Below are 19,433 nucleotides of genomic sequence, written 5' to 3'. Positions count from 1 at the left end.
GGAGCCTGTTCCACGACGGCCCGCCGCCCCCGTGCGCCCCACCCCGGCCGGGGGAGGCGCCCAGAGGCGGCGGTAGTAGGCGTCAGACCGCGGTGGCGCCGGACGCGCGACGCCCGCGGCGCAGCGCGTACGCGCCGGCCCCGAGGCCGCCGAGCAGCAGCACCGCGCCGGAGGCGAGGCCACCGCCGGACAGCGCCAGACCGCCGCCGCCGGTGTGCACGCCGCCGTGCGGGCCCTCGTGCTCCCCACCCCGGCCTTCGTTGCCGCGGCCTTCGTTGCCCCGGCCTTCGTTGCCGCGGCCTTCATTGCCCCGGCCTTCGTTACCGCGGCCTTCGTTGCCGCGGCCTTCATTGCCCCGGCCTTCGTTACCGCGGCCTTCGTTACCGCGGCCTTCATTGCCCCGGCCTTCGTTACCGCGGCCTTCATTGCCCCGGCCTTCGTCGCCTCGGCCTTCGTCGCCTCGGCCTTCGGAGCCCCTGTCGGACTGCTTCTCCTGCCAGCTGATGTTCTTGCCCTGGTCCGACGAGCCGTCGGCGAAGGCCATGGGCGCGCCGGCGGTGAGGAGGGCGGCGACCGCCGCTCCGGCGAGCAGCGTGCGTGCAGAACGCATGAGGATGATCCTTTCGGCGCACGGACCGCGACTGCCGGCGGGTGCCGGTCATGGGGATTCGCGAGAAGTGGCGCCTGATCCACCGTCAACCACAGGGCGGCCGCGTGCCACCGGAGAGTGGAGCCACCCCCACGGAGAGTGAGCCCTTCGGGTGGAGTCCTGGCCGTGTTCACCCGAGTGCCCCGGCGATCCGGGTGAACTCGCGCCGGTGTCGGGTGGTACGTGCGGGCACCGGGGTGACCGGATGGTAGGTGTGCGCGCACACGGCTGATGCGGCCGCGCACCCCTGCGCGGTCCGGGCGCGCACATGGGCCCGCCCCCGGCACACGGCCGGGGGCGGGCCCAGACGGGACCGGGTTCAGCGGTCCCAGCGGTAGAACTCGCGCGCCATCGCGTCCTTCGGCTCGCGCCAGGTGGCCGGGTCGTAGGCCTGGACGAAGGCGGTCAGACGGTCGCTGACGGTCCGGAACTCCGGGTGGCCGACGACCTTGGCGACGGCCGGGCCCGGCGGGCGGTCGGCCTCGATCAGGTGCAGGTAGACGTCGCCGAACTGGAAGAGGCTGCGGCTGGTGACGCCGATCAGGTGCGGCAGTTCGCCCCGGTCGGAGTCGGCGAACACCTCGGCGATGTCCGGGGCGGCGTCGGGCTTCATCCGGGCGACGATCAGGGCGCGGTGGGTCTCGGTCATCGCTCGGCCGCCGCCTTCTCGACCTTCTCGCGGATCAGCTGCATCTGGATCCGGGAGTTGCGGTTGATGTGGTTGACCATGCCGTCGTCGTCCACCGGCGCGGTGGGCTTCATCGCGAAGTCCTGGATCCACCGCATCCTGGTGCCGGCCGGGACCTCCGCGTACTCCCAGCGGATCTCCATGAACTCGAACGGGCCGGGCTCGACCCGTCGGGCGTTGACCGCGAGCGAGGACCGGTCGGTGGTGCGCTCGGAGACCCAGCTCCACACCTTGCCGTTCTCGTCCGGGTGCATGGTGAGCCGGAACCGCACCCGGTCGCCCTCGCGCTCCAGCACCTCCACGGAGGCGTACTCGCTGAACAGCTCCGGCCAGTTCTCCAGGTCGTTGGTCATCTCCCAGACCAGGTCGAGCGGAGCGTTGATGACGATCTCGTTGTCGGTGTGTCCGGGCATCTCAGGCGCCTGCCTTCGCGGAGAGGGAGTTGTTGACGAGCTCGAGGAACTCGGCCGGGGTCTTGGCGGACTCGGCGCCGGAGGTGACCTTGAGGCCGTGGCGGTTCTCCAACTCGCCGACGATGCCGAGAAGTCCGAGCGAGTCGATGCCGAAGTCGTCGAACTGGGCGCCCGGCTGCTCCAGGTCGCCGGCGGTGACGGTGACGCCGGCCCGGGCCTGGAGCAGGGCGGCGAGCTCGGGATAGCTGAGGTTGTTGCTCACGGGTTTCCCTTCGAAGGTGCAGCGGATCGGAGGTTCGGGGAATCGGGGGTACGGGGAAGTCAGGACTGCTCGCCGCGCCGGAGCACCAGCGCGGAGTTGGAGCCCATCAGCCCGCGGCTGAGCACCAGCGCGGTGCGCAGCTCGGCCGGGTGGGCGCGGTCGGTCACCAGGGCGAGGTCGTGGCAGACCTCGGTGACGTTGGGGGTGGGCGGCAGCACGCCGTCCTCCATGGCCAGGACGGCGGCCGCGACGTCCAGCATCGGGGCGCCGCAATAGGCCCGCCCGGTACCGGACTTGGGTGCGGTGACCGGGACGCTCTCGGCGGCCGGGCCGAGTGCGTCGGCCAATGCCAGGGCCTCGGCCCGGTCGGCGGCGGGGAAGCCGAGGGCGTCCGCGAAGACCACGTCGATCTCCTCGGGCGCGACCCGGGCCTCGTCCAGCGCGATCCGGATCGCGGCGGCCAGCCCCTCCCGGGACTCCTCCCAGCGGGAGGCCCCGGTGAAGGTGGCGCCGTGCCCGGCCAGGTACGCCCGGACGTTGGCGCCGCGCCGCCGGGCCGCCTGCTCGTCCTCCACCAGCAACATCGCGCCGCCCTCGGCGGGGGCGAAGCCGCAGGCCCGCGCGGTGAACGGCAGGTAGGCCGTGTCCGGCCGGTCGGCCAGGCTGAGCTCGGGGTAGCCGAGCTGGCAGACCATGGAGTACGGCGCCAGCGGGGCCTCGGCGGCGCCGACCACCACGGCGTCGGTGCCGCGCTCGACCGCGCGCACGGCGTGCGCGAGGGCGTCCAGGCCGCCGGCCTCGTCGCTGGCGACCACCCCGCACGGGCCCTTGTAGCCGCCGCGGATCGAGATCTGGCCGGTGCTGGCCGCGTAGAACCAGGCGATGGACTGGTACGGTCCGACGAACCGCGGTCCCTGGCCCCAGAGTTGCTGGAGCTCGCGCTGGCCGAACTCGCCGCCGCCGGAGCCGGCCGCGGTCACCACGCCGACCGCGTACGGCTGGTCGGGATCGGGCCGGAACCCGGCGTCGGCCACCGCCAGGTCGGCGGCGGCCATCGCGTAGTGGGTGAAGCGGTCGGTCTGTACGAGGAAGCGACTGTCGATCACTGACTGCGGATCGAAGTCCCGCACCTCGCCCGCGACTTTGAGCGGCATGTCGGTGCAGCCCTCGCGGGATATCCGGTCGAGGACGCTCACGCCCTGCCTGGTGGCCTTCCAGAAGGCGTCGGCACCGACACCGTTCGGCGCCACCACGCCGAGGCCGGTGACCACCGCCCGGCGGCCCTGCTGACGTGACGTCATGGCATTTACCCCGTTCTGTTGAGCACGACGGCGGACTGGAATCCGCCGAATCCGCTGCCGACCGAGAGGATGTGGCTCAGCGGCAGCTCACGCGCGGTGCGCGGCACGTAGTCGAGGTCGCACTCCGGGTCCGGAGTCTCGTAGTTGGCGGTGGGCGGCACCACGCCGTGGGCCAGCGCCAGGGTGCAGGCGACCACCTCGATCGCGCCGATCGCGCCGAGCGAGTGCCCGACCATCGACTTGATCGAGCTCATCGGCGTCGCGAAGGCGTGGTCGCCCAGCGACCGCTTGACCGCGGCGGTCTCGTGCCGGTCGTTCTGCTTGGTGCCCGAACCGTGCGCGTTGACGTAGTCGACGTCGGTGCGGTTGACCCGGGCGTGGTCGAGCGCGTGGTCGATCGCCCGGGACATCTCCAGCCCCTCCTTGGTGAGGCCGGTCATGTGGTACGCGTTGCCGAAGGTGGCGAAGCCGGCGACCTCGCCGTAGATCCGGGCGCCGCGGCGGCGGGCGTGCTCCAGCTCCTCCAGCACCAGGACGGCGCCGCCCTCGCCGAGGACGAAGCCGTCCCGGTGGGCGTCGAAGGGGCGGGAGGCGTGCTCCGGGTCGTCGTTGCGCTCGCTGGTGGCCTTGATGGCGTCGAAGCAGGCGACGGTGATCGGCGAGATCGGGGAGTCGGAGGCGCCGGCGACGCAGATGTCGGCGCGCCCCTCCTCGACCGCCTGGAAGCCGTAGCCGATCGCGTCCAGGCCGGAGGTGCAGCCGGTGGAGACGGTCTGCACCGGGCCGTGCGCGCCGACCCGCTCGGCCACTGCGGAGGCCAGCGTGCTGGGTGCGAAGGCCCGGTGCAGCTGCGGCTCGGCCTGCCGGTGGTCCACGTCCCAGCGCGTGCCGGTGGCGCTGACCAGGGCGTAGTCGTGCTCCAGCCGGGTGGTGCCGCCGACGGCGGTGCCGAGCGAGACGGCGATCCGCCAGGGGTCCTCGGCGGTCAGGTCCAGCCCGGCGTCGGCGACCGCCTCGGCCGCCGCGACCATCGCGAACTGCACGTAGCGGTCGGCTCGTTGGACGTCGTCCGGGCTCAGCCCGTGGGCCGCCGGGTCGAAGTCGCACTCGGCCGCGATCCGGGAGCGGAACCCGGTCGGGTCGAAGAGCGTGATGCCCCGGGTGGCGGTGCGGCCGGCCGTCAGGAGGTCCCAGAACGCGGGGATCCCGATCCCTCCGGGCGCGACCACACCGATCCCCGTGACGGCGACGCGCCGCGTCACGAGCCCACCTTGGCGTGTTCCGGCGGGCCGGAGGTGGCGCCCTCCTCGGTGCTCACGTGGCCGAGGTCGGGGCGCGGGGCGAGCGGGCCGCAGTGGAAGACCATCCGGGCCTCGGTCTTCCCGACGTTGCGGAAGCGGTGGCGCATGTTGATCGGGATCATCAGGCCCTGGTCCGGCTTGAGCGGGTGGGTCTTCCCGTCCAGGTCCACCTCCAGGTCGCCGGAGACGACGAACACGAACTCCTCGGAGTACGGGTGGTAGTGCTCGTTGATCCGCTCCCCGGGCTTGATGATGGCCAGGCCCATGAAGCCGCTGGTCGCCCCGCAGCTGGGAGGGGTGAGCATGGTGCGCAGTTCGGCGCCGTGGCGGCGGTTCTCCGGGGCCTCGTCGACGCTGATGATCCGCGGGTACTGCGTGGTCATGGTGTGTTCCTCCAGGAGGGTCGACTGAGCGTCAGTCGCTCAGCGAGCTACGGTCGGTGACCGGGGTCATGGCGCGGGCGGCGAGGAACGCGCTCAGGCCGGCGACGGTGCGCAGGTCGCCGGCCGGGCCGAGGTCCAGCAGCTTGGCCAGCTCGGCCGCCTCGTGCTCGCCCGCCACACCGAGCGCGGCGGCCGGGTCGGCCTCGGCCGGCACCCGCAGGTCGACCAGCCGCACCACGGTGTCCTCACGCCGGAAGACGGTGGCCGCCGCGACCGGACCGGTCGGGTCGGCGGTGGCGAGGTTGTCGTGGTCGAAGAGCAGCTCGGCGACGGCCTGCCCGCGGCCCGGGCGCACCGGGTAGAGCACGGCGTGCCGGTGCAGCCGGCCGGAGGCCGGGGAGCTGGCGATCGCCTGGTGCCGGGCGGGCAGTGCCGCCTTGGCGAAGAAGGCGCGGGCGGACTCAGGGTCGCCGAACTGCCGGGCCTCCTCCAGGTACGGGTTGATCTCCTCCTCGACCGCCCGCACCTCGGGCTGCATCGCCACGTGGCGCAGCGCGGCGCCCAGGTCGCCGACCACCTCGACGGCCCGCACCACCCGGTTGCCGTGCATGAACAGCGAGGTGCGGTGCAGCCGGGTGTGCTCGTCCACCTCGGCCTTGGGGGAGGCGTAGCCGGACAGGATGCGGGCCACCTCGGCCTCGCTGCCGGGCTTGACCGTGAAGGTCAGCGCGTGGCGCACCACGCCGTCCGGGCCCGGCTCGGCCCTGGGCGGGCCGACGTGCCCGGCGGGCTCGGTGCGCGGCAGGCCGGGCGGCACCTCGATCGGGGCCCGGGTGCCGGTGGCGCCGTCCGCGGAGGTCTGGCGCAGGACGGCGTAGCGCAGCGAACGGAAGTTGTCGCTGACGCAGCCGTGCATCGGCTTGACCATCTCGCGGTGGGCGGGGCTGTCCACCCACTGCAGGAAGGCCTCCTGGTCCTCCCACTCGCTGGTGATCAGCCACTGGCGGGGGTCGTCGATGGACTGGCACAGCTGGTCGCTGACGTGACCGGGCACCGCGGCCACCTGGTGGCGCAACTGCTCGTAGACATCGAGGAAGCGCTGCTGGGCGCCGTCCTGGATCTCCAGCATCAGCACCACCCTCAGCCGGGTGTCGGACTCCTGGTGCTGCTTCGGCTGCGGTTCGGACAGAGTTGTCATGATCCACTTTCTGCTCTCGGCCGCTCGCGGCGGGTCCTGACGGCCGCGTCCGGTACTCCCGGCCTGGCGGAGGGGGTGCGATGGCGGTCGGCCCGGGCAGTCGGCGCCAGGCCTGAGGTCGATCGTGAGCGGCCGACCGGGCGCGGCGCGAGATTTGCGGGCCATCCGGGGGAAGGGGCGGCACAGCCCTCCTCGGGCGGGGGATGGAAGAGCGGGGCCCCGGCTGTGCGGGCCCGTCGAGGGCGGCGCCGAGTCCAGCTGCCGGGCCGCGGAATCCCCTTACAGGGTGGAGCAATTGATGAATCCGAAGGTTGACGACCGGGTGCCGGTCCTGATCGTGGGCGGCTCCCTGGTCGGGCTGTCGGCCTCGCTGTTCCTCGGCCGACTGGGTGTCAGGCACCTGCTGGTCGAGAAGCACGCCGACACCTCGCATCACCCGCGTGGACGAGGCAACAACATCCGCACGATGGAGCTGTACCGGGTGGCCGGGATCGAGCCGGCGATCCGCGAGGCGGCCTCGGTGCTCGCCCCGAACCACGGCATCCTCCAGGCGCCCTCGCTGACCGGCGAGGAGCAGGAGTGGCTGTTCCGGGAGATCGACCCGGGCGGGAAACTGGCCCGGTTCAGCCCCAGCTCCTGGTGCCTGTGCAGTCAGAACGACCTGGAGCCGGTGCTGGTGCGCGCGGCCCGCGAGCTCGGCGGCGAGCTGCGCTTCAGCACCGAGCTGGTCTCCTTCGAGCAGGACGCCGAGGGCGTCACCTCCCTGCTGCGCAGCCGGGAGACCGGCGAGGAGCGGGTGGTGCGATCGGAGTACCTGATCGCGGCGGACGGCCCGCGCAGCCCGGCCCGGGTCCGCCTCGGCATCGGCCAGACCGGCAAGGGCGAGCTGTTCCACAACGTCAGCATCACCTTCCGCGCCAAGCGGCTGGCCGACGTGGTCGGCGACCGGCACTTCATCGCCTGCTACCTGACCAACCCGGAGGCGGACGGCGCGCTGCTGCCGGTGGACAACCAGTACGAGTGGGTCTTCCACGCGCCTTGGCACCCCGAGCAGGGCGAGCCGCTGGAGGCCTTCACCGACGAGCGCTGCGAGCGGCACATCCGCACCGCCGTCGGCCTGCCCGAACTGGACGTCGAGGTCACCGGCCGGGCGCCCTGGCACGCCGCCGAACGGGTCGCCGAGCGGTACGGCGTCGGGCGGGTCTTCCTCGCCGGGGACTCCGCCCACGAGATGTCCCCGACCGGCGCCTTCGGTTCCAACACCGGCATCCAGGACGCCCACAACCTGGCCTGGAAGCTGGCCGCGGTGCTGTGCGGCTGGGCCGGGCCCGGCCTGCTGGAGACGTACGGGCAGGAGCGCCGCCCGGTCGCCGAGGTCACCAGCGAGCGCGCCTCGGCCCGCTCCGCCGAGCACAGCCACCCCGGGTACGCGGTGGTCCCGGGCGTCGGCCGGCAGGCCGGGGTGCTGGCGGTGGCGCTCGGCTACCGCTACCCGCGCGGCGCGGTGCTCGGCACGGACCCGGCGGGCGCCGTCGTTCCGGACACCTTCGAGTCGGCCGGCGAGCCGGGCAGCCGCGCCCCGCACCAGTGGCTGCTGCGCGCGGGCGTACGGCTGTCCACGCTGGACCTGTACGAGCAGGCGATGGTGCTGCTCACCGGTCCGGAGGGCACGGCCTGGCAGCAGGGCGCCCGGCGGGCGGCCGACCGGCTGGCCGTCCCGCTGGACGCCTACCGGATCGGCGACGGCGCCGAGGACGACCTGGCCCCGGAGCCCGGTACGGACTTCGCCGCCCTGCACGGCCTCGGCCCGGGCGGAGCGCTGCTGGTGCGCCCGGACGGCTTCGTCGCCTGGCGCTCGCCCGGCCCGGTCGCCGACCCGGAGGCGGAGGTGGAGGCCGCGCTGCGCGCGGTCCTGGACCTCTGACGCCGCCGACGCACGCGGACTCACGCACGCGGACGGGCCCGCCGGTCGACTCAGCGACCGGCGGGCCCGTCCCGTCAGGTGTCGGTGATCAGGTGATCAGTGGCCGCCCGCGTCGACCACCTCGACGTCGGCGACCTCGCGCTCGATCTCCTCGGCCGGCAGGGCGACCTGGATCGCCCAGTAGTAGATGCCCAGCGAGAACGCCGCGACGAGCGCCATGTCGTACCACATCGGGATCAGGCCGGTGCCGTTGCCGAAGCCGCCCTGCCAGGAGATCAGGCCGAGGCCCAGCAGGTAGACCGGCAGCCACTGGGCGGACTTCCAGTTGAGCCGCGGCGCGTTCGGCAGGCGCTTCTTGATCGCGTACGCCGCGTAGCCGCCGAGCAGGGCGTAGCCGAGCACGATGGCGATGCCGAGGCGGTACAGGGTCTCCCAGCCGGCCCAGTAGATGATCAGGCTGGAGACCACGAAGGCGGCCGGGGAGATCACGCCGCCCAGCGGGAGCCGGTAGGAGCGCTCGCGGTCCGGCAGCCGGCGGCGCAGGGCGCCGAAGGCCAGCGGGGCGCCGGCGTACATCAGCACGCTGGCGGAGGTGATGAAGCTGACCAGCTGCTGCCAGCTGGGGAAGGGCAGGAAGCAGATCACGCCGGTCACGAAGGCGATGATCAGGCCGAACCACGGCACGCCGTTCTTGTCCAGCTGCTCGAACTTCTGCGGCGCGTAGCCGTTGCGGCTCAGGCCGTAGGAGATGCGCGAGGTGGAGGTGGTGTAGATCAGGCCGGTGCCGCCGGGGGAGATCACCGCGTCGACCTTGAGCACGTAGGACAGCCAGCCGAGGCCGACCAGGGTGGCCAGACCGGCGAAGGGGCCGTCGATGCCGGGGAAGTCGAGCTTCGCCCAGCCGTTGGCGAAGGCGCTGACCGGCAGCGCGCCGATGAAGACGACCTGCAGCAGGGTGTAGATCAGGGTGCCGATGGCGACCGAACCGAGCACCGCGCGGGGGATGTCGCGCTTGGGGTTGCGGCTCTCACCGGCGATCTGGATGGCCTGCTCGAAGCCCAGCAGCGCGAAGATGATGCCGCTGGTGCTGATCGCGGTCAGCACGCCCTTGGCGCCGAACGGGGCGAAGCCGTGCGAGGTGAAGTTGGAGCCGTGGAAGCTGGTGATCGCCAGCACGAAGATCGTGAACAGAGGAACGAAGATCTTCAGCCAGGTGGCGACGCTGTTGGTCCGGGCGAGGGCCTTCACGCCGAGGAAATTGACCGCGACGAATACCGCCATCAGTGCGGTCGCGACGACGAATCCGCTGGTGGTGAGGGTGCCGTTGGCGTTCTGCAGTCCGCTGGCCCAGGGTGCGTCCTTGGCGTAGCCGATCATGGCCTCGACCTCGATCGGTGCCACGGTGGCGGCCTGGAGCCAGGAGAACCAGCCGAAGGACATGCCGGCCAGGCCGCCGAAGGCGTAGTGCGGATAGCGTGCGGTGCCGCCGGAGACCGGGAAGAGCCCGCCGAGCTCGGCGTGCACGAGCGCGAGCAGCACGATCGCGACGGCGCCGATGCCCCAGGAGATGACGGCTGCCGGCCCGGCGGCGGTGACGGCGCTCTTCGCGCCGAAGAGCCAGCCGGAGCCGATGATCGAGCCGACCGAGGCCCACATGAGGCCGACGAGTCCGACGTGGCGCTTGAGCGACCGGTGGGCGGTGCCGGCGGTGCCGGAGCTCTGGCCGGGCGGCGAGATCTGGTTGAGGGAAGCCATGGGCGATCTCTCTGTGTGTGGGGGCTCCGGGGGTATCGGAGCGCGGAGAGTTGCCACACAGTAGGGCTATTCAGAGACCTCTGCACAGATTTCATTACTGAATGTTTACTTTCTTTGCCGATTATCCGTGCAGGTAGGGGGCCGTCTGTTCATGAGCGTGTTACGTGACTCGCCAGTAGGTTCAGCATTTGAGCTGGAATTGAGCATGGGCTCGCGAGGGTGCATTCTTGGTCGCCACGTCGTTTCATGGGAATGGTGATCGCCGCATAGTGATGCGGTCGGCCCGTCCCGCCCGGCCCGTCCCGCCCGCCCCGCCCCGTCCCGCCCGGCCCGTCCCGCCCGCCCCCATGTGCCCCGTTCGGTCGGTTCTCGTCGCCGGCCGTCGACGACCCCACGCGCCGCCATCCGGTCCGTCGGCCGGATCCACCGGCTGCTCGCGATGCCCGCGCACGAGGGCTTCGACGTCCTGCCGGGCCGGACGTCCCGCTCGGTGAACCGGATCGGGGCGGCGCAGTGCGGCGGCTGCCGTGCGGCTGGGGCGTCGGCCGACGGACCGGCGTGCCCGGGGGTGCCGTGTGCGGGCATGCGGGAGGTGGAACTCGTGTGACTCAACGTCAATGTCGGCGCCATGAAGAGGTCCCGCGCTCCAATCGATCGGAGCGCGGGACCTGTTCACCATCTTCACCAGACGAGCCGTGCGTGCAGCGAAGTCGGCCGTGCGGCGGCGGTGAGTGGCAGTCGAGGACCGCCCGGATCCGCCGGGCGTCGGCGTTGGGCCGTTCGTCGCCCTCGAAGCTGGACCACCGGCTGGCCGCTATGCGCCACCCAGGCCGACATCACCCGCGTGCAGGACGCGTGGACCTGTAGGACAATAGCTGTGTTGGTGCCCCGGCCCGATTTCGGCGGGCCGGGGCTCCAGTCATTCCGTTGGATCAGTTCCGGAAGTCCCGGTCGGTCTCAGCTCCGGAAGTCCCGGTCGGCCTGAGTTCCGGAAGTTCCGGTCGGTCTCAGTTCCGGCCCTCGCCGTGGCCCTCGCCGTGGCCCTCGCCACGGCCCTCGCCGAAGCCCTCGCCGCCGTGGAAGCGGTGGACGACGCGGAAGCTGCCCACGACGCCGTCGTCGACCTCGACGCCCTCGTGCACGCGCTTCGGGTGAACGCCGTCGCTGGAGCTGTGGGGCCCGACGGTGGCGATGGGGGCGCCGTTGTCGCAGACCGCGCCGCTGAAGACCTCGACCTCGCGCCAGCTGTCGTTGCGGATGTTCAGCGACTTGGCACCGAGGCCGCTGACCACGGTGATGCAGCCGAAGTCATCCGCGGAGTACGACCGCTCGTTGACGTGGATGATGCCCCGGTGCTCGCGGTGCTCCCGGTGCTCGCGGTGCTCGCGGCGCTCCTCGCGGCCCTCGTTGCCCTTGCCCTCGTTGCCCTTCGCGCCGCCGTCGAGCGGCGCCTGGGCGCCCGCCGGAGCGGCCGCCGGGGCCGCCTTCTGGACGACCGGCGCCGCCTTCACGACCGGCTCGGACGCGGCCGACGCGTAGGTGATGCCGGTGACGGCCACGCCAGCCGTTGCCGCGAGGACAATGGCGGTGGTCATCTTGTTCATGGAACTTCTCCTGTCTCGACTGGATCGGCTTGGTGCCGACAGATATGAACGTACTGGCCGATTGAAGGACTGTCATATCAACCCGTGCCGAATGGTTGATGACGGGGGCCAAATGGGGGACCCGGGGTGCTCTGACCCCGTTTTCGGGGGTTGATGTGGTCGGCTATCAGATTTCTCAAATCGCCTGATTCAAGAGCGAGTTGACGGCGTGGATTGGGTCTTTTGGGTGGCGACTGACTCCTGCTCACCCTTTTGGCGCTCTCTGGCGTGCCAGCACCTCTGGACCGGAATGACGGGGTGCCAAATTGCCGGCTTGCCGCCCGCGCCGAGGCCTCTGGTTTGGGGTCGTGTGGTCGCGGCGTGTCTGTCGGGCTCCGCGCCGATGAGGGGGGGCGTCGAGTGAGAACTCTGATGATCTTTTTCCTTGTGCCCGTCATGAAAAAGCTCCCGCACCCCGAGTGGTCTGAGGGTGGGAGCTCTTTGCTCAATCTTCATCAAATGCGGTGCGGAATGGGCGAGTTCAGCACTTCGGCGGCTGGGAGTGGTGGTTGGGGGGCCGTCTGGATCCGACGGGCGTCGGCGATCGGCTGAGCCCGCTGGTCGACCGTCAGACGGGTCGTCGGCGATCGTCGGGAGTGCCGCCGGCGTCGGAATCGGCGGCCGACGCGGGGTGGCCACTGCGGGTGGTGCCGTCCGGACCGGTGGCGTCCACCGGCACGGGACGGTCGGAGTCGGCGGCGTGGCGTCGATCTCGACGGTGACGGGCCGCCGATGTTGCCGTTGTCGAGCGCTTCATGCTCGCGACCCCGGCGGACCGGGACGTCCACCGGGCGGCCCGCCGCCAGTGCCGCGTTGAGGGACCGGCTGCCCTCCGGCTCCACCGCCACCACGCGCACGCCGTGCTCGCGGGCCGCGACCGCGACCCCGGCGAACAGCCCGCCGCCGCCCCCGACGCCACCACCGTGTCCAGCCCGGGCGCCCGGGCGCGGATCTCCTCCAGGACCGTCCCTGCCCCGGCCGCGATCAGCGGGTGGTCATGCGCATGCGAAGCCAGCGCCCCGCTGTCCGCCGCGAACTCCTCGCACGCCGCCAGCGCGTCCGCGTGCTCCCGGCCGACCGGCCGTACCTCGCACCGTACGAGCGCAGCCGCGCCAGCTTCACCGGTGAGGCCGTCTCCGGCAGGAACACCCTTGCCCGGAAGCCGAGTTCGCGTGCCGCCCAGGCGCAGGCCAGGCCGGCGTCGTCGCCCGAGGCGATGGTGACGCCGGCCTGCGGGAGGGCGCCCGCCTCGGTGTGGGCGAGCAGGAAGTCCTGCACGCCGCAGGCCTTGAAGCTGCCGGTGTGCTGCAGGAACTCCAGCGCCAGCCAGTTCCGTCCGCCGTCGTCACCCGGCGCCACCGTGACCGGCTGCACTCGCCCGGCGATCCGCTGCCCGGCGGCCCTTACCTCGTCGTGCGTCAGCTGGTTCATCGCGCGTGCTCCTCGCCCGGGGGTGTTCCCGCTCGACCGCAGCCGGCCCGCTCGACCGCAGCCGGCCTGGGCGGCCCGGAAAGAGCACCGACGGGCGGGCGTAGCCTGGGCCCCGTGCGTTTCGTGATCCTCCCGCCGCCGGTCCGCTAGCGGGCGGCGAACTCCGACGAACCCGGCCGAGCGGGGATGCCCGCCGCCGGGGTGATGGCTGCCGCCCGCGTACCCCGCGGACCTGAACCGGCGAACCATCGTGGAGTACCGACGCATGACCTCGTACACCGCCGTGCCCTTCCGGCACGGCCTGCTGTCCATTTCCGCCGCCGCCGTCGCCTGGGGGGTGGGCGGAGCCGTGGCCGCACTGCTGATGCGCACCAGCGGGCTCGGCCCGGTGGCCGTCTCCTGCTGGCGCTTCGGCGTCGCGGCGCTCTGTCTGGCGCTGCTGCCCTCCGGGGCCCCGGCCGGTTCCGGCGGGATGCGCGGCGCCGCCGTGCTCACCGGCCTCGGGCTGGCCGTCAGCCAGTGCGCCTACTTCGCCTCCGTGCACTACGCGGGCCTGGGGCTGGGCACCCTGATCACCATCGGCGCCGGGCCGGTGCTCACCAGCCTCGGCGCCCACCTGCTGCTCGGCGAACGTCTCACCGGGCGGGCGGTGGCCGCCGTCGTGCTCGCCCTCGGAGGGCTCGCCCTGCTCGTCGCGGCCCCGGCCGCCGGACCGCGCCCGGCACTGGGCGTCGCCCTCGCGGTGCTCGCGGGCGTCGGCCAGAGCGGGCTGACCCTGTGGGCCCGGGGCGGCGGTACGGCCCGGGCGAGCACTGGCGCCTTCATGACCGGGCTGCTCTGCCTGCTGCCGTTCGCGGCCCTCCAGGGCGTGCTGCCCACCGCCGGACAGCCGGCGCTGACCGGCGGAGCGGTGCTGTTCCTCGGGACGGTGCCGACGCTGCTCGCCTACCGGTGGTACTTCAGCGGGCTGACGGCCGTACCGGGCACCACCGCCTCCGTACTGGTGCTGTTGGAGCCGGCCACGGCGGCGGTGATCGGCGTGCTCTTCCTCGGCGAACCCTTCACCGCCGGCCTGGCGGCCGGCTCTGCGCTGCTGCTGGCGGCGATCGCGGCCCTGACCCGGGCGTGACGCGCCGGAGCCTGGGCACGCCGACGCGGCGTGCCCCGGCTCCGGGGCGTTCGGGCCTGCGGCGTCGGGCCCCGGGTTCCAGGCTTCCGGCTTCCCGGCGCCGAGGCGGGGGCGCTGCGCGCCGGGATCGCGGGGCGCGGGCGTCGGGCGGGGCCCCGGCCTGGATTTGGTGCCTCCGGGCGGGCGAGTCGTGGTCGCCGGGGGAAGGTCGTCGTGCTGTCGTGGGCCGCATGAAGACCTCACGCGCGGCCCGGGTGGCCGTCACGACCGCGACCGCCGTCCTCCTCGCCGCCGGTGCCGTGACCCCGGCCGCCTCCGCGGCGGCGAGCGGCCGGCGCGACGTCACCGCCGAGACCTGCCGTGCCGCGGGCGGGCACGTCGAGGGCAGCGGCTACTGCGTCGACGCCAGTGGCGAGGACGCCTGGGGTGCGGAGATCGACGGTCAGGCGATCAATCCGGACCCGCGCCCCGGATTCGAGTGAGGTACGGCGAGGCCCGGCCCGCGACGCCTGAGCCCCGACGCCCGGCCCGGGCACCGGGTCACGGCACCGGCCGCAGGGTCACCGGTGCCGGGGTGAGGGCCCGCAGCACCAGGTCGATGCGGACCCTGGTGGCGCCCGCCCGGTGCAGGGCGGCGGCGACGGCCCGCAGTTCCTCCGGGCCGGTGCAGGCGAGGCGGAGTTCCAGGTCGGCGTCGCCGGCGAGGGCGAGGCCGCTCCGTACGGCCGGGAACTCCGCCGCCAGGCGGTCGAAGTCGAGCGGGACCGGTCCGTGGCTGATCCGGGCGATGGCGTGCAGGGCCCGGGTCCCTTCGGGGTGTCCCGGGGCGTCCGGGACGAGGTGCAGCGGGGCGGTCACCGGTGCTGGAGTTGTGCGGTCGGGGCCGGGGTGGGTCCGGCGGCGGGGGTGGGGACGGGCGGGGCGACCAGGCGCGGGTCGAGCACCAGGGCGTCGATGCCGAGCGGGGTGGTGAGGGCGCGCAGGGCGGGCTCGCCGAGTTCGGTGTGGACCTGGTCCGGTCCGAGGAGCGCGGCGAGGTCTTCGGGGCTGGAGAACCCGACCGCGCACCGGCGGCCGTCGCGCGTGCGGAAGAGGCGGAGGGCGGTGGTGCTTCCGGTGGCGGTGGTGGTGACCGGGACGTGCCAGACGACGCGGGCCATGCGGATGCTCCCGAGTGGGGTGGTGGTGGCTGCCGGAACTGCTCTGTTCCGACGCTAGGCCGGGTCGGCGCGTACGACAGCGGTCCTGACGCACCGTTGACCGAATGGGATGGTGCGTTGACGCACTCCTGACACCCGACTCACTCGATTGGACTAGGCGGATTCCCCGGCCGCCCGAACTCCGCCCGACCGGTTCCGGAACACCGGCCGACCGCCACCTGATCCGGAAGCGCCGGGAGCGCTCCGCTTGCCGCCCGGTCGGCTCCGGACCACGGTGGAGACGGCCCTCGCCGCGCCCCCGGACGGGACCGGCGCACGCTCCGGGGCGGGGGCAGGTGGAGCGAGGGGCCCGGGACGAGATATCTTGACGTCAAGACGTTGGAGACGTGAAGCGGAGTACCGATGACTGACTCGACCATCATCTATACGCACACCGACGAGGCTCCGGCCCTGGCGACCTACTCGTTCCTGCCGGTGGTCCAGGCGTACGCCTCGACGGCGGGCGTGCGGGTGGAGACCCGTGACATCTCCCTGGCCGGGCGGATCATCGCCAGCTTCCCGGAGCGTCTGACCGAGGCCCAGCGGATCGGTGACGCCCTGGCCGAGCTGGGCGAGCTCGCCAAGACCCCGAGCGCCAACATCATCAAGCTGCCGAACATCTCGGCCTCCGTGCCGCAGCTGAAGGCCGCCATCGCCGAGCTGCAGGCCCAGGGCTACGCCCTGCCGGACTACCCGGACGACCCGCGGACCGACGAGGACAAGGACGTCCGCGCCCGCTACGACAAGGTCAAGGGCAGCGCGGTCAACCCGGTCCTGCGTGAGGGCAACTCGGACCGCCGCGCCCCGCTGTCGGTCAAGAACTACGCCAAGACCCACCCGCACCGCATGGGTGCCTGGACCGCCGAGTCCAAGACCAACGTCGCCACCATGGGCGAGAACGACTTCGCGAGCACCGAGAAGTCCGCCGTGATCGCCGCCGACGGCGCCCTGCGCATCGAGCTGGTCGCCCAGGACGGCACCACCACCGTGCTGCGCGAGAAGGTCCCGGTGCTGGCCGGCGAGGTCGTCGACGCCTCGGTGATGCGCGCCGACGCCCTGAACCGGTTCCTGGCCGCCCAGGTCGCCCGCGCCAAGGCCGAGGGCGTGCTGTTCTCGGTGCACCTCAAGGCCACCATGATGAAGGTCTCCGACCCGATCATCTTCGGCCACGTGGTCCGCGCCTTCTTCCCGAAGACCTTCGCCGCGTACGGCGAGGCGCTGGCCGCCGCCGGTCTGAACCCGAACAACGGCCTCGGCGGCATCCTGGCCGGCCTCGACAAGCTGCCGAACGGCGCCGAGATCAAGGCCTCCTTCGACGCCGAGCTGGCCGAGGGCCCGGCCCTGGCCATGGTCGACTCGGACAAGGGCATCACCAACCTGCACGTGCCGAGCGACGTCATCGTCGACGCCTCGATGCCGGCCATGATCCGCACCTCCGGCCACATGTGGGGTCCGGACGGCCAGGAGGCCGACACCCTCGCCGTGCTGCCGGACCACAGCTACGCCGGCGTGTACCAGGCCGTCATCGACGACTGCCGCGCCAACGGCGCCCTGGACCCGGCCACCATCGGCTCGGTCCCGAACGTCGGCCTGATGGCCCAGGCCGCCGAGGAGTACGGCTCCCACGACAAGACCTTCGAGATCGAGGCCGCCGGCACCGTCCGCCTGGTCGACACCGAGGGCAACGTGGTGCTGGAGCAGGCCGTCCAGCCGGGCGACATCTTCCGCGCCTGCCAGACCAAGGACGCCCCGATCCAGGACTGGGTCAAGCTGGCCGTCACCCGCGCCCGCGCCACCGGCGACCCGGCGGTGTTCTGGCTGGACGAGAACCGCGCCCACGACGCCGTGCTGATCGAGAAGGTCAAGACCTACCTCCCGCAGCACGACACCACCGGCCTGCGGATCGAGATCAAGTCCCCGGTCGAGGCCACCAAGTTCTCGCTGGAGCGCATCCGCCGCGGCGAGAACACCATCTCGGTGACCGGCAACGTGCTGCGTGACTACCTGACCGACCTGTTCCCGATCCTGGAGCTGGGCACCAGCGCCAAGATGCTGTCGGTCGTCCCGCTGATGGCGGGCGGCGGCCTGTTCGAGACCGGCGCCGGTGGCTCCGCCCCGAAGCACGTCCAGCAGCTGGTCAAGGAGAACTACCTGCGCTGGGACAGCCTGGGCGAGTTCTTCGCGCTGGCCGCCAGCTTCGAGCACCTGGCCACCAGCACCGGCAACGCCCGCGCCCAGGTGCTGGCCGACACCCTGGACCGCGCCACCGGCACCTTCCTCAACGAGGACAAGTCGCCGAGCCGCCGCCTCGGCGGCATCGACAACCGCGGCAGCCACTTCTACCTGGCCATGTACTGGGCCCAGGAGCTGGCCAAGCAGACCGCCGACGCCGAGCTGGCCCAGGCCTTCGACGGCCTCGCCAAGGCGCTGACCGAGCAGGAGAAGGCCATCGTGGACGAGCTGATCGCCGTCCAGGGCTCGGCCGTCGACCTCGGCGGCTACTACCAGCCGGACCCGGCCAAGGCCGCGGCCGTGATGCGCCCGTCGAAGACCTTCAACGAGGCGCTCGCCAACCTGGCCTGACACCAGGCGGGTTGAACCAAGGGGAGGCCCCCGGGTCCGCTGCGGCGGCCCCGGGGGCCTCTCCGCGTGTCAGGCCGCGTCGCGGACTTCCCGGGCGGGCCGGCGGAGTAGCCGGGATTCGTACAGTGCGAAGACCAGGCCCGGGCCGAAGAACAGCGAAGGCAGAGCGACGACGCCGGTCCAGAAGATCCCCCAGGCCGTGCTGACGATGCTGTGGTCGGCGAGCTCACCGGTCGACGGGTCCGTCCACATGTCCGTCCGGTAGCCGTCGCGGTGGTTCTTCTCGGTCGTGCGGACCTGCTCCCAGTTCCGGCCCCCGGCCGTCCAGGAGTACGTGCAGTCGTAGACGTCGTTGGTGTCCTGGTAGTCGCCGATCACGTTCGTCCGGGTGCCCGAGCGGTGGCAGCCGCTGAGGGTGACGGTCACCGACTGGTCGGTGCGCAGCCACTGCCGGACGTCCAGGACGTCCTGGGTGGTCAGCGCGGTGCAGAGGACGGCGGGCACCGCGAAGAACAGGAACAGCGTGAGTCCTGTGCCCGCCTCGGCCCAGCCCAGCGCCGGGACCAGGCCGAGCAGGCCCACCATCAGCGCCGGCCCGACCACCCAGGGGCGCGCGCCGAGCCAGGCCGGGTCGTCCAGCGTCCAGTCCCGGGCGGCCAGGCCGGCCACCACCGCCGCCGTCACGAAGGCCGACACGCTGACCGCGGCGCCGATCCGTTGGAGCGGGCTCCACCCGTTCTCCGGTTCTGCCATGCCCGCCCCCTGCGCGCTCGGTTTCCGTCCTCATACTGACGGACCGGGTGGCAAGATCTCATGGCCCGTTCAGGCCAGTCCCAGCACCACTCCGGTGCCGGTCAGCAGCAGGAGCGCGGCGCCGTTGGCGCGCGGCAGCGCGAGCGCCGTGCCGACCGCCTCGCGCAGCAGCTGGTACGGGCCGTGCGCGAGCGGCCCGTCCGCGCCGAGCACCCGGCCGGGGGCGCCGGCCCGGCGGGCGGCCAGGGCGGAGCGGACGGTGTGGAAGCCGCTGGTGACGACGGTGCAGCGGTAGCCGGGGCGCTCGGCGGCCATCAGGGCGGCGCTGAAGCGCAGGTTCTCGGCGGTGTTCACGGCCCGATCCTCGCGGCGGATCCGCTCGGCCGGGACGCCTCGGGCGAGCAGGTAGCGGGCCATCGCGCCGGCCTCGGTGCAGTCCTCGTGCGGGCCCTTGCCGCCGGTCACCAGCAGCAGCGGGGCGTGTCCGGCGGCCTCCTCCAGGGCGAAACGTTCCAGCGCGGCGTCCAGCCGGGCCGCCAGGGCCGGCGCGGGCTCGCAGCCGTCCAGCGCGGCGCCCAGGACCACCAGGTAGTCGGCGCCGAGCGGGACCGGCCGGCGGCGCTGGCGCAGCGCGCAGCCGAGGAAGCCGAGCAGCCAGAGCAGGACGTATCCGCCGAGCAGGACGGCGAGCGGGAACAGGGCGCGCATATCCGTCGAACGCGCCCGGTGGAACCACCGTTCCGAAGCACGGCGGGACCCGGTACGACGGAGCCCACGTCCTCCTCGGGGAGGACGTGGGCTCCCGGGTGGGCAGGGAGGCA

General features: G+C 72.7%; 18 protein-coding genes and 1 pseudogene. 4 read left to right on the top strand and 15 right to left on the bottom strand.

The features are described from left to right. Positions 1-82 precede the first annotated feature (82 nt). The 8 genes from O1G21_RS06665 to O1G21_RS06630 all read right to left on the bottom strand — a co-directional run bounded on the left by O1G21_RS06665 (position 83) and on the right by O1G21_RS06630 (position 6,195). The gene (locus O1G21_RS06665) at positions 83-610 is read right to left on the bottom strand and encodes a hypothetical protein (RefSeq protein ID WP_270141613.1); all 528 of its coding nucleotides are present in this window, start codon (positions 608-610) and stop codon (positions 83-85) included. Positions 611-968: 358 nt separating this feature from the next. Then, complete coding sequence (locus tag O1G21_RS06660) at positions 969-1,298, bottom strand: TcmI family type II polyketide cyclase (protein WP_270141612.1); 330 nt, start codon at positions 1,296-1,298, stop codon at positions 969-971. Next, a complete protein-coding gene (locus O1G21_RS06655; RefSeq protein WP_270141610.1) occupies positions 1,295-1,750 on the bottom strand; it encodes an SRPBCC family protein in 456 nt (151 codons plus the stop codon). Before O1G21_RS06655 ends, O1G21_RS06660 begins: the two co-directional genes overlap by 4 nt. A 1-nt stretch (position 1,751) precedes the next feature. Beyond that, positions 1,752-2,012, bottom strand: a complete 261-nt coding sequence (locus tag O1G21_RS06650) for an acyl carrier protein (RefSeq protein WP_270141608.1) — start codon at positions 2,010-2,012, stop codon at positions 1,752-1,754. Positions 2,013-2,071: 59 nt separating this feature from the next. After that, positions 2,072-3,313, bottom strand: coding sequence for a beta-ketoacyl synthase N-terminal-like domain-containing protein (locus O1G21_RS06645; protein WP_270141606.1), 1,242 nt, complete (start codon positions 3,311-3,313; stop codon positions 2,072-2,074). Positions 3,314-3,318: 5 nt separating this feature from the next. Then, positions 3,319-4,575 (bottom strand): beta-ketoacyl-[acyl-carrier-protein] synthase family protein, encoded by a 1,257-nt coding sequence (locus tag O1G21_RS06640; RefSeq protein ID WP_270141604.1) that lies wholly within the window; start codon positions 4,573-4,575, stop codon positions 3,319-3,321. Beyond that, complete coding sequence (locus O1G21_RS06635) at positions 4,572-4,997, bottom strand: cupin domain-containing protein (RefSeq protein WP_270141602.1); 426 nt, start codon at positions 4,995-4,997, stop codon at positions 4,572-4,574. Before O1G21_RS06635 ends, O1G21_RS06640 begins: the two co-directional genes overlap by 4 nt. Before the next feature lie 31 nt (positions 4,998-5,028). Continuing rightward, a complete protein-coding gene (locus tag O1G21_RS06630; protein ID WP_270141601.1) occupies positions 5,029-6,195 on the bottom strand; it encodes a SchA/CurD-like domain-containing protein in 1,167 nt (388 codons plus the stop codon). A gap of 298 nt (positions 6,196-6,493) precedes the next feature. Between O1G21_RS06630 and O1G21_RS06625 the strand changes: the two genes are divergently transcribed. Continuing rightward, positions 6,494-8,119 carry an FAD-dependent oxidoreductase gene (locus O1G21_RS06625; RefSeq protein ID WP_270141599.1) on the top strand — a complete coding sequence of 542 codons (1,626 nt, stop codon included), beginning with the start codon at positions 6,494-6,496 and terminating at the stop codon, positions 8,117-8,119. Positions 8,120-8,215: 96 nt separating this feature from the next. Here the strand turns inward: O1G21_RS06625 and O1G21_RS06620 are convergent, their stop codons facing one another. The 3 genes and pseudogenes from O1G21_RS06620 to O1G21_RS06610 form a co-directional block, all read right to left on the bottom strand. Next, a complete protein-coding gene (locus O1G21_RS06620) occupies positions 8,216-9,874 on the bottom strand; it encodes an APC family permease (protein WP_270141597.1) in 1,659 nt (552 codons plus the stop codon). A gap of 1,007 nt (positions 9,875-10,881) precedes the next feature. After that, entirely contained in the window at positions 10,882-11,478 is a 597-nt protein-coding gene (locus O1G21_RS06615; protein ID WP_270141595.1) for a hypothetical protein, read from the bottom strand. Between the two features lie 812 nt (positions 11,479-12,290). Next, positions 12,291-12,948 (bottom strand): annotated as a pseudogene (locus O1G21_RS06610) (pyridoxal-phosphate dependent enzyme); the annotation flags it as partial. Positions 12,949-13,213: 265 nt separating this feature from the next. Here O1G21_RS06610 and O1G21_RS06605 point away from each other — a divergent pair. After that, positions 13,214-14,077 (top strand): DMT family transporter, encoded by an 864-nt coding sequence (locus O1G21_RS06605; RefSeq protein ID WP_270141593.1) that lies wholly within the window; start codon positions 13,214-13,216, stop codon positions 14,075-14,077. Between the two features lie 230 nt (positions 14,078-14,307). Continuing rightward, positions 14,308-14,559 (top strand): hypothetical protein, encoded by a 252-nt coding sequence (locus O1G21_RS06600; protein ID WP_270141591.1) that lies wholly within the window; start codon positions 14,308-14,310, stop codon positions 14,557-14,559. A gap of 58 nt (positions 14,560-14,617) precedes the next feature. Here the strand turns inward: O1G21_RS06600 and O1G21_RS06595 are convergent, their stop codons facing one another. Both O1G21_RS06595 and O1G21_RS06590 read right to left on the bottom strand, forming a co-directional pair. Then, positions 14,618-14,935: a hypothetical protein gene (locus O1G21_RS06595; protein ID WP_270141589.1), complete on the bottom strand. Its 318-nt coding sequence runs from the start codon at positions 14,933-14,935 to the stop codon at positions 14,618-14,620. Beyond that, positions 14,932-15,237 (bottom strand): SAV_915 family protein, encoded by a 306-nt coding sequence (locus O1G21_RS06590; protein WP_270141587.1) that lies wholly within the window; start codon positions 15,235-15,237, stop codon positions 14,932-14,934. The genes O1G21_RS06595 and O1G21_RS06590 overlap by 4 nt, the downstream gene beginning before the upstream one ends. Before the next feature lie 402 nt (positions 15,238-15,639). Between O1G21_RS06590 and O1G21_RS06585 the strand changes: the two genes are divergently transcribed. Then, positions 15,640-17,859: an NADP-dependent isocitrate dehydrogenase gene (locus O1G21_RS06585; RefSeq protein ID WP_270141585.1), complete on the top strand. Its 2,220-nt coding sequence runs from the start codon at positions 15,640-15,642 to the stop codon at positions 17,857-17,859. Between the two features lie 69 nt (positions 17,860-17,928). On the opposite strand, the gene O1G21_RS06580 is transcribed toward O1G21_RS06585, so the two are convergent. Next, positions 17,929-18,612, bottom strand: coding sequence for a hypothetical protein (locus tag O1G21_RS06580; RefSeq protein WP_270141583.1), 684 nt, complete (start codon positions 18,610-18,612; stop codon positions 17,929-17,931). Positions 18,613-18,681: 69 nt separating this feature from the next. Beyond that, positions 18,682-19,320, bottom strand: coding sequence for a YdcF family protein (locus tag O1G21_RS06575; RefSeq protein WP_270141581.1), 639 nt, complete (start codon positions 19,318-19,320; stop codon positions 18,682-18,684). Positions 19,321-19,433: the final 113 nt, after the last annotated feature.

It is taken from the genome of Kitasatospora cathayae (assembly GCF_027627435.1).
GTDB lineage: Bacteria > Actinomycetota > Actinomycetes > Streptomycetales > Streptomycetaceae > Kitasatospora > Kitasatospora cathayae.
This window is presented reverse-complemented; position numbering and strand designations above follow the sequence as displayed.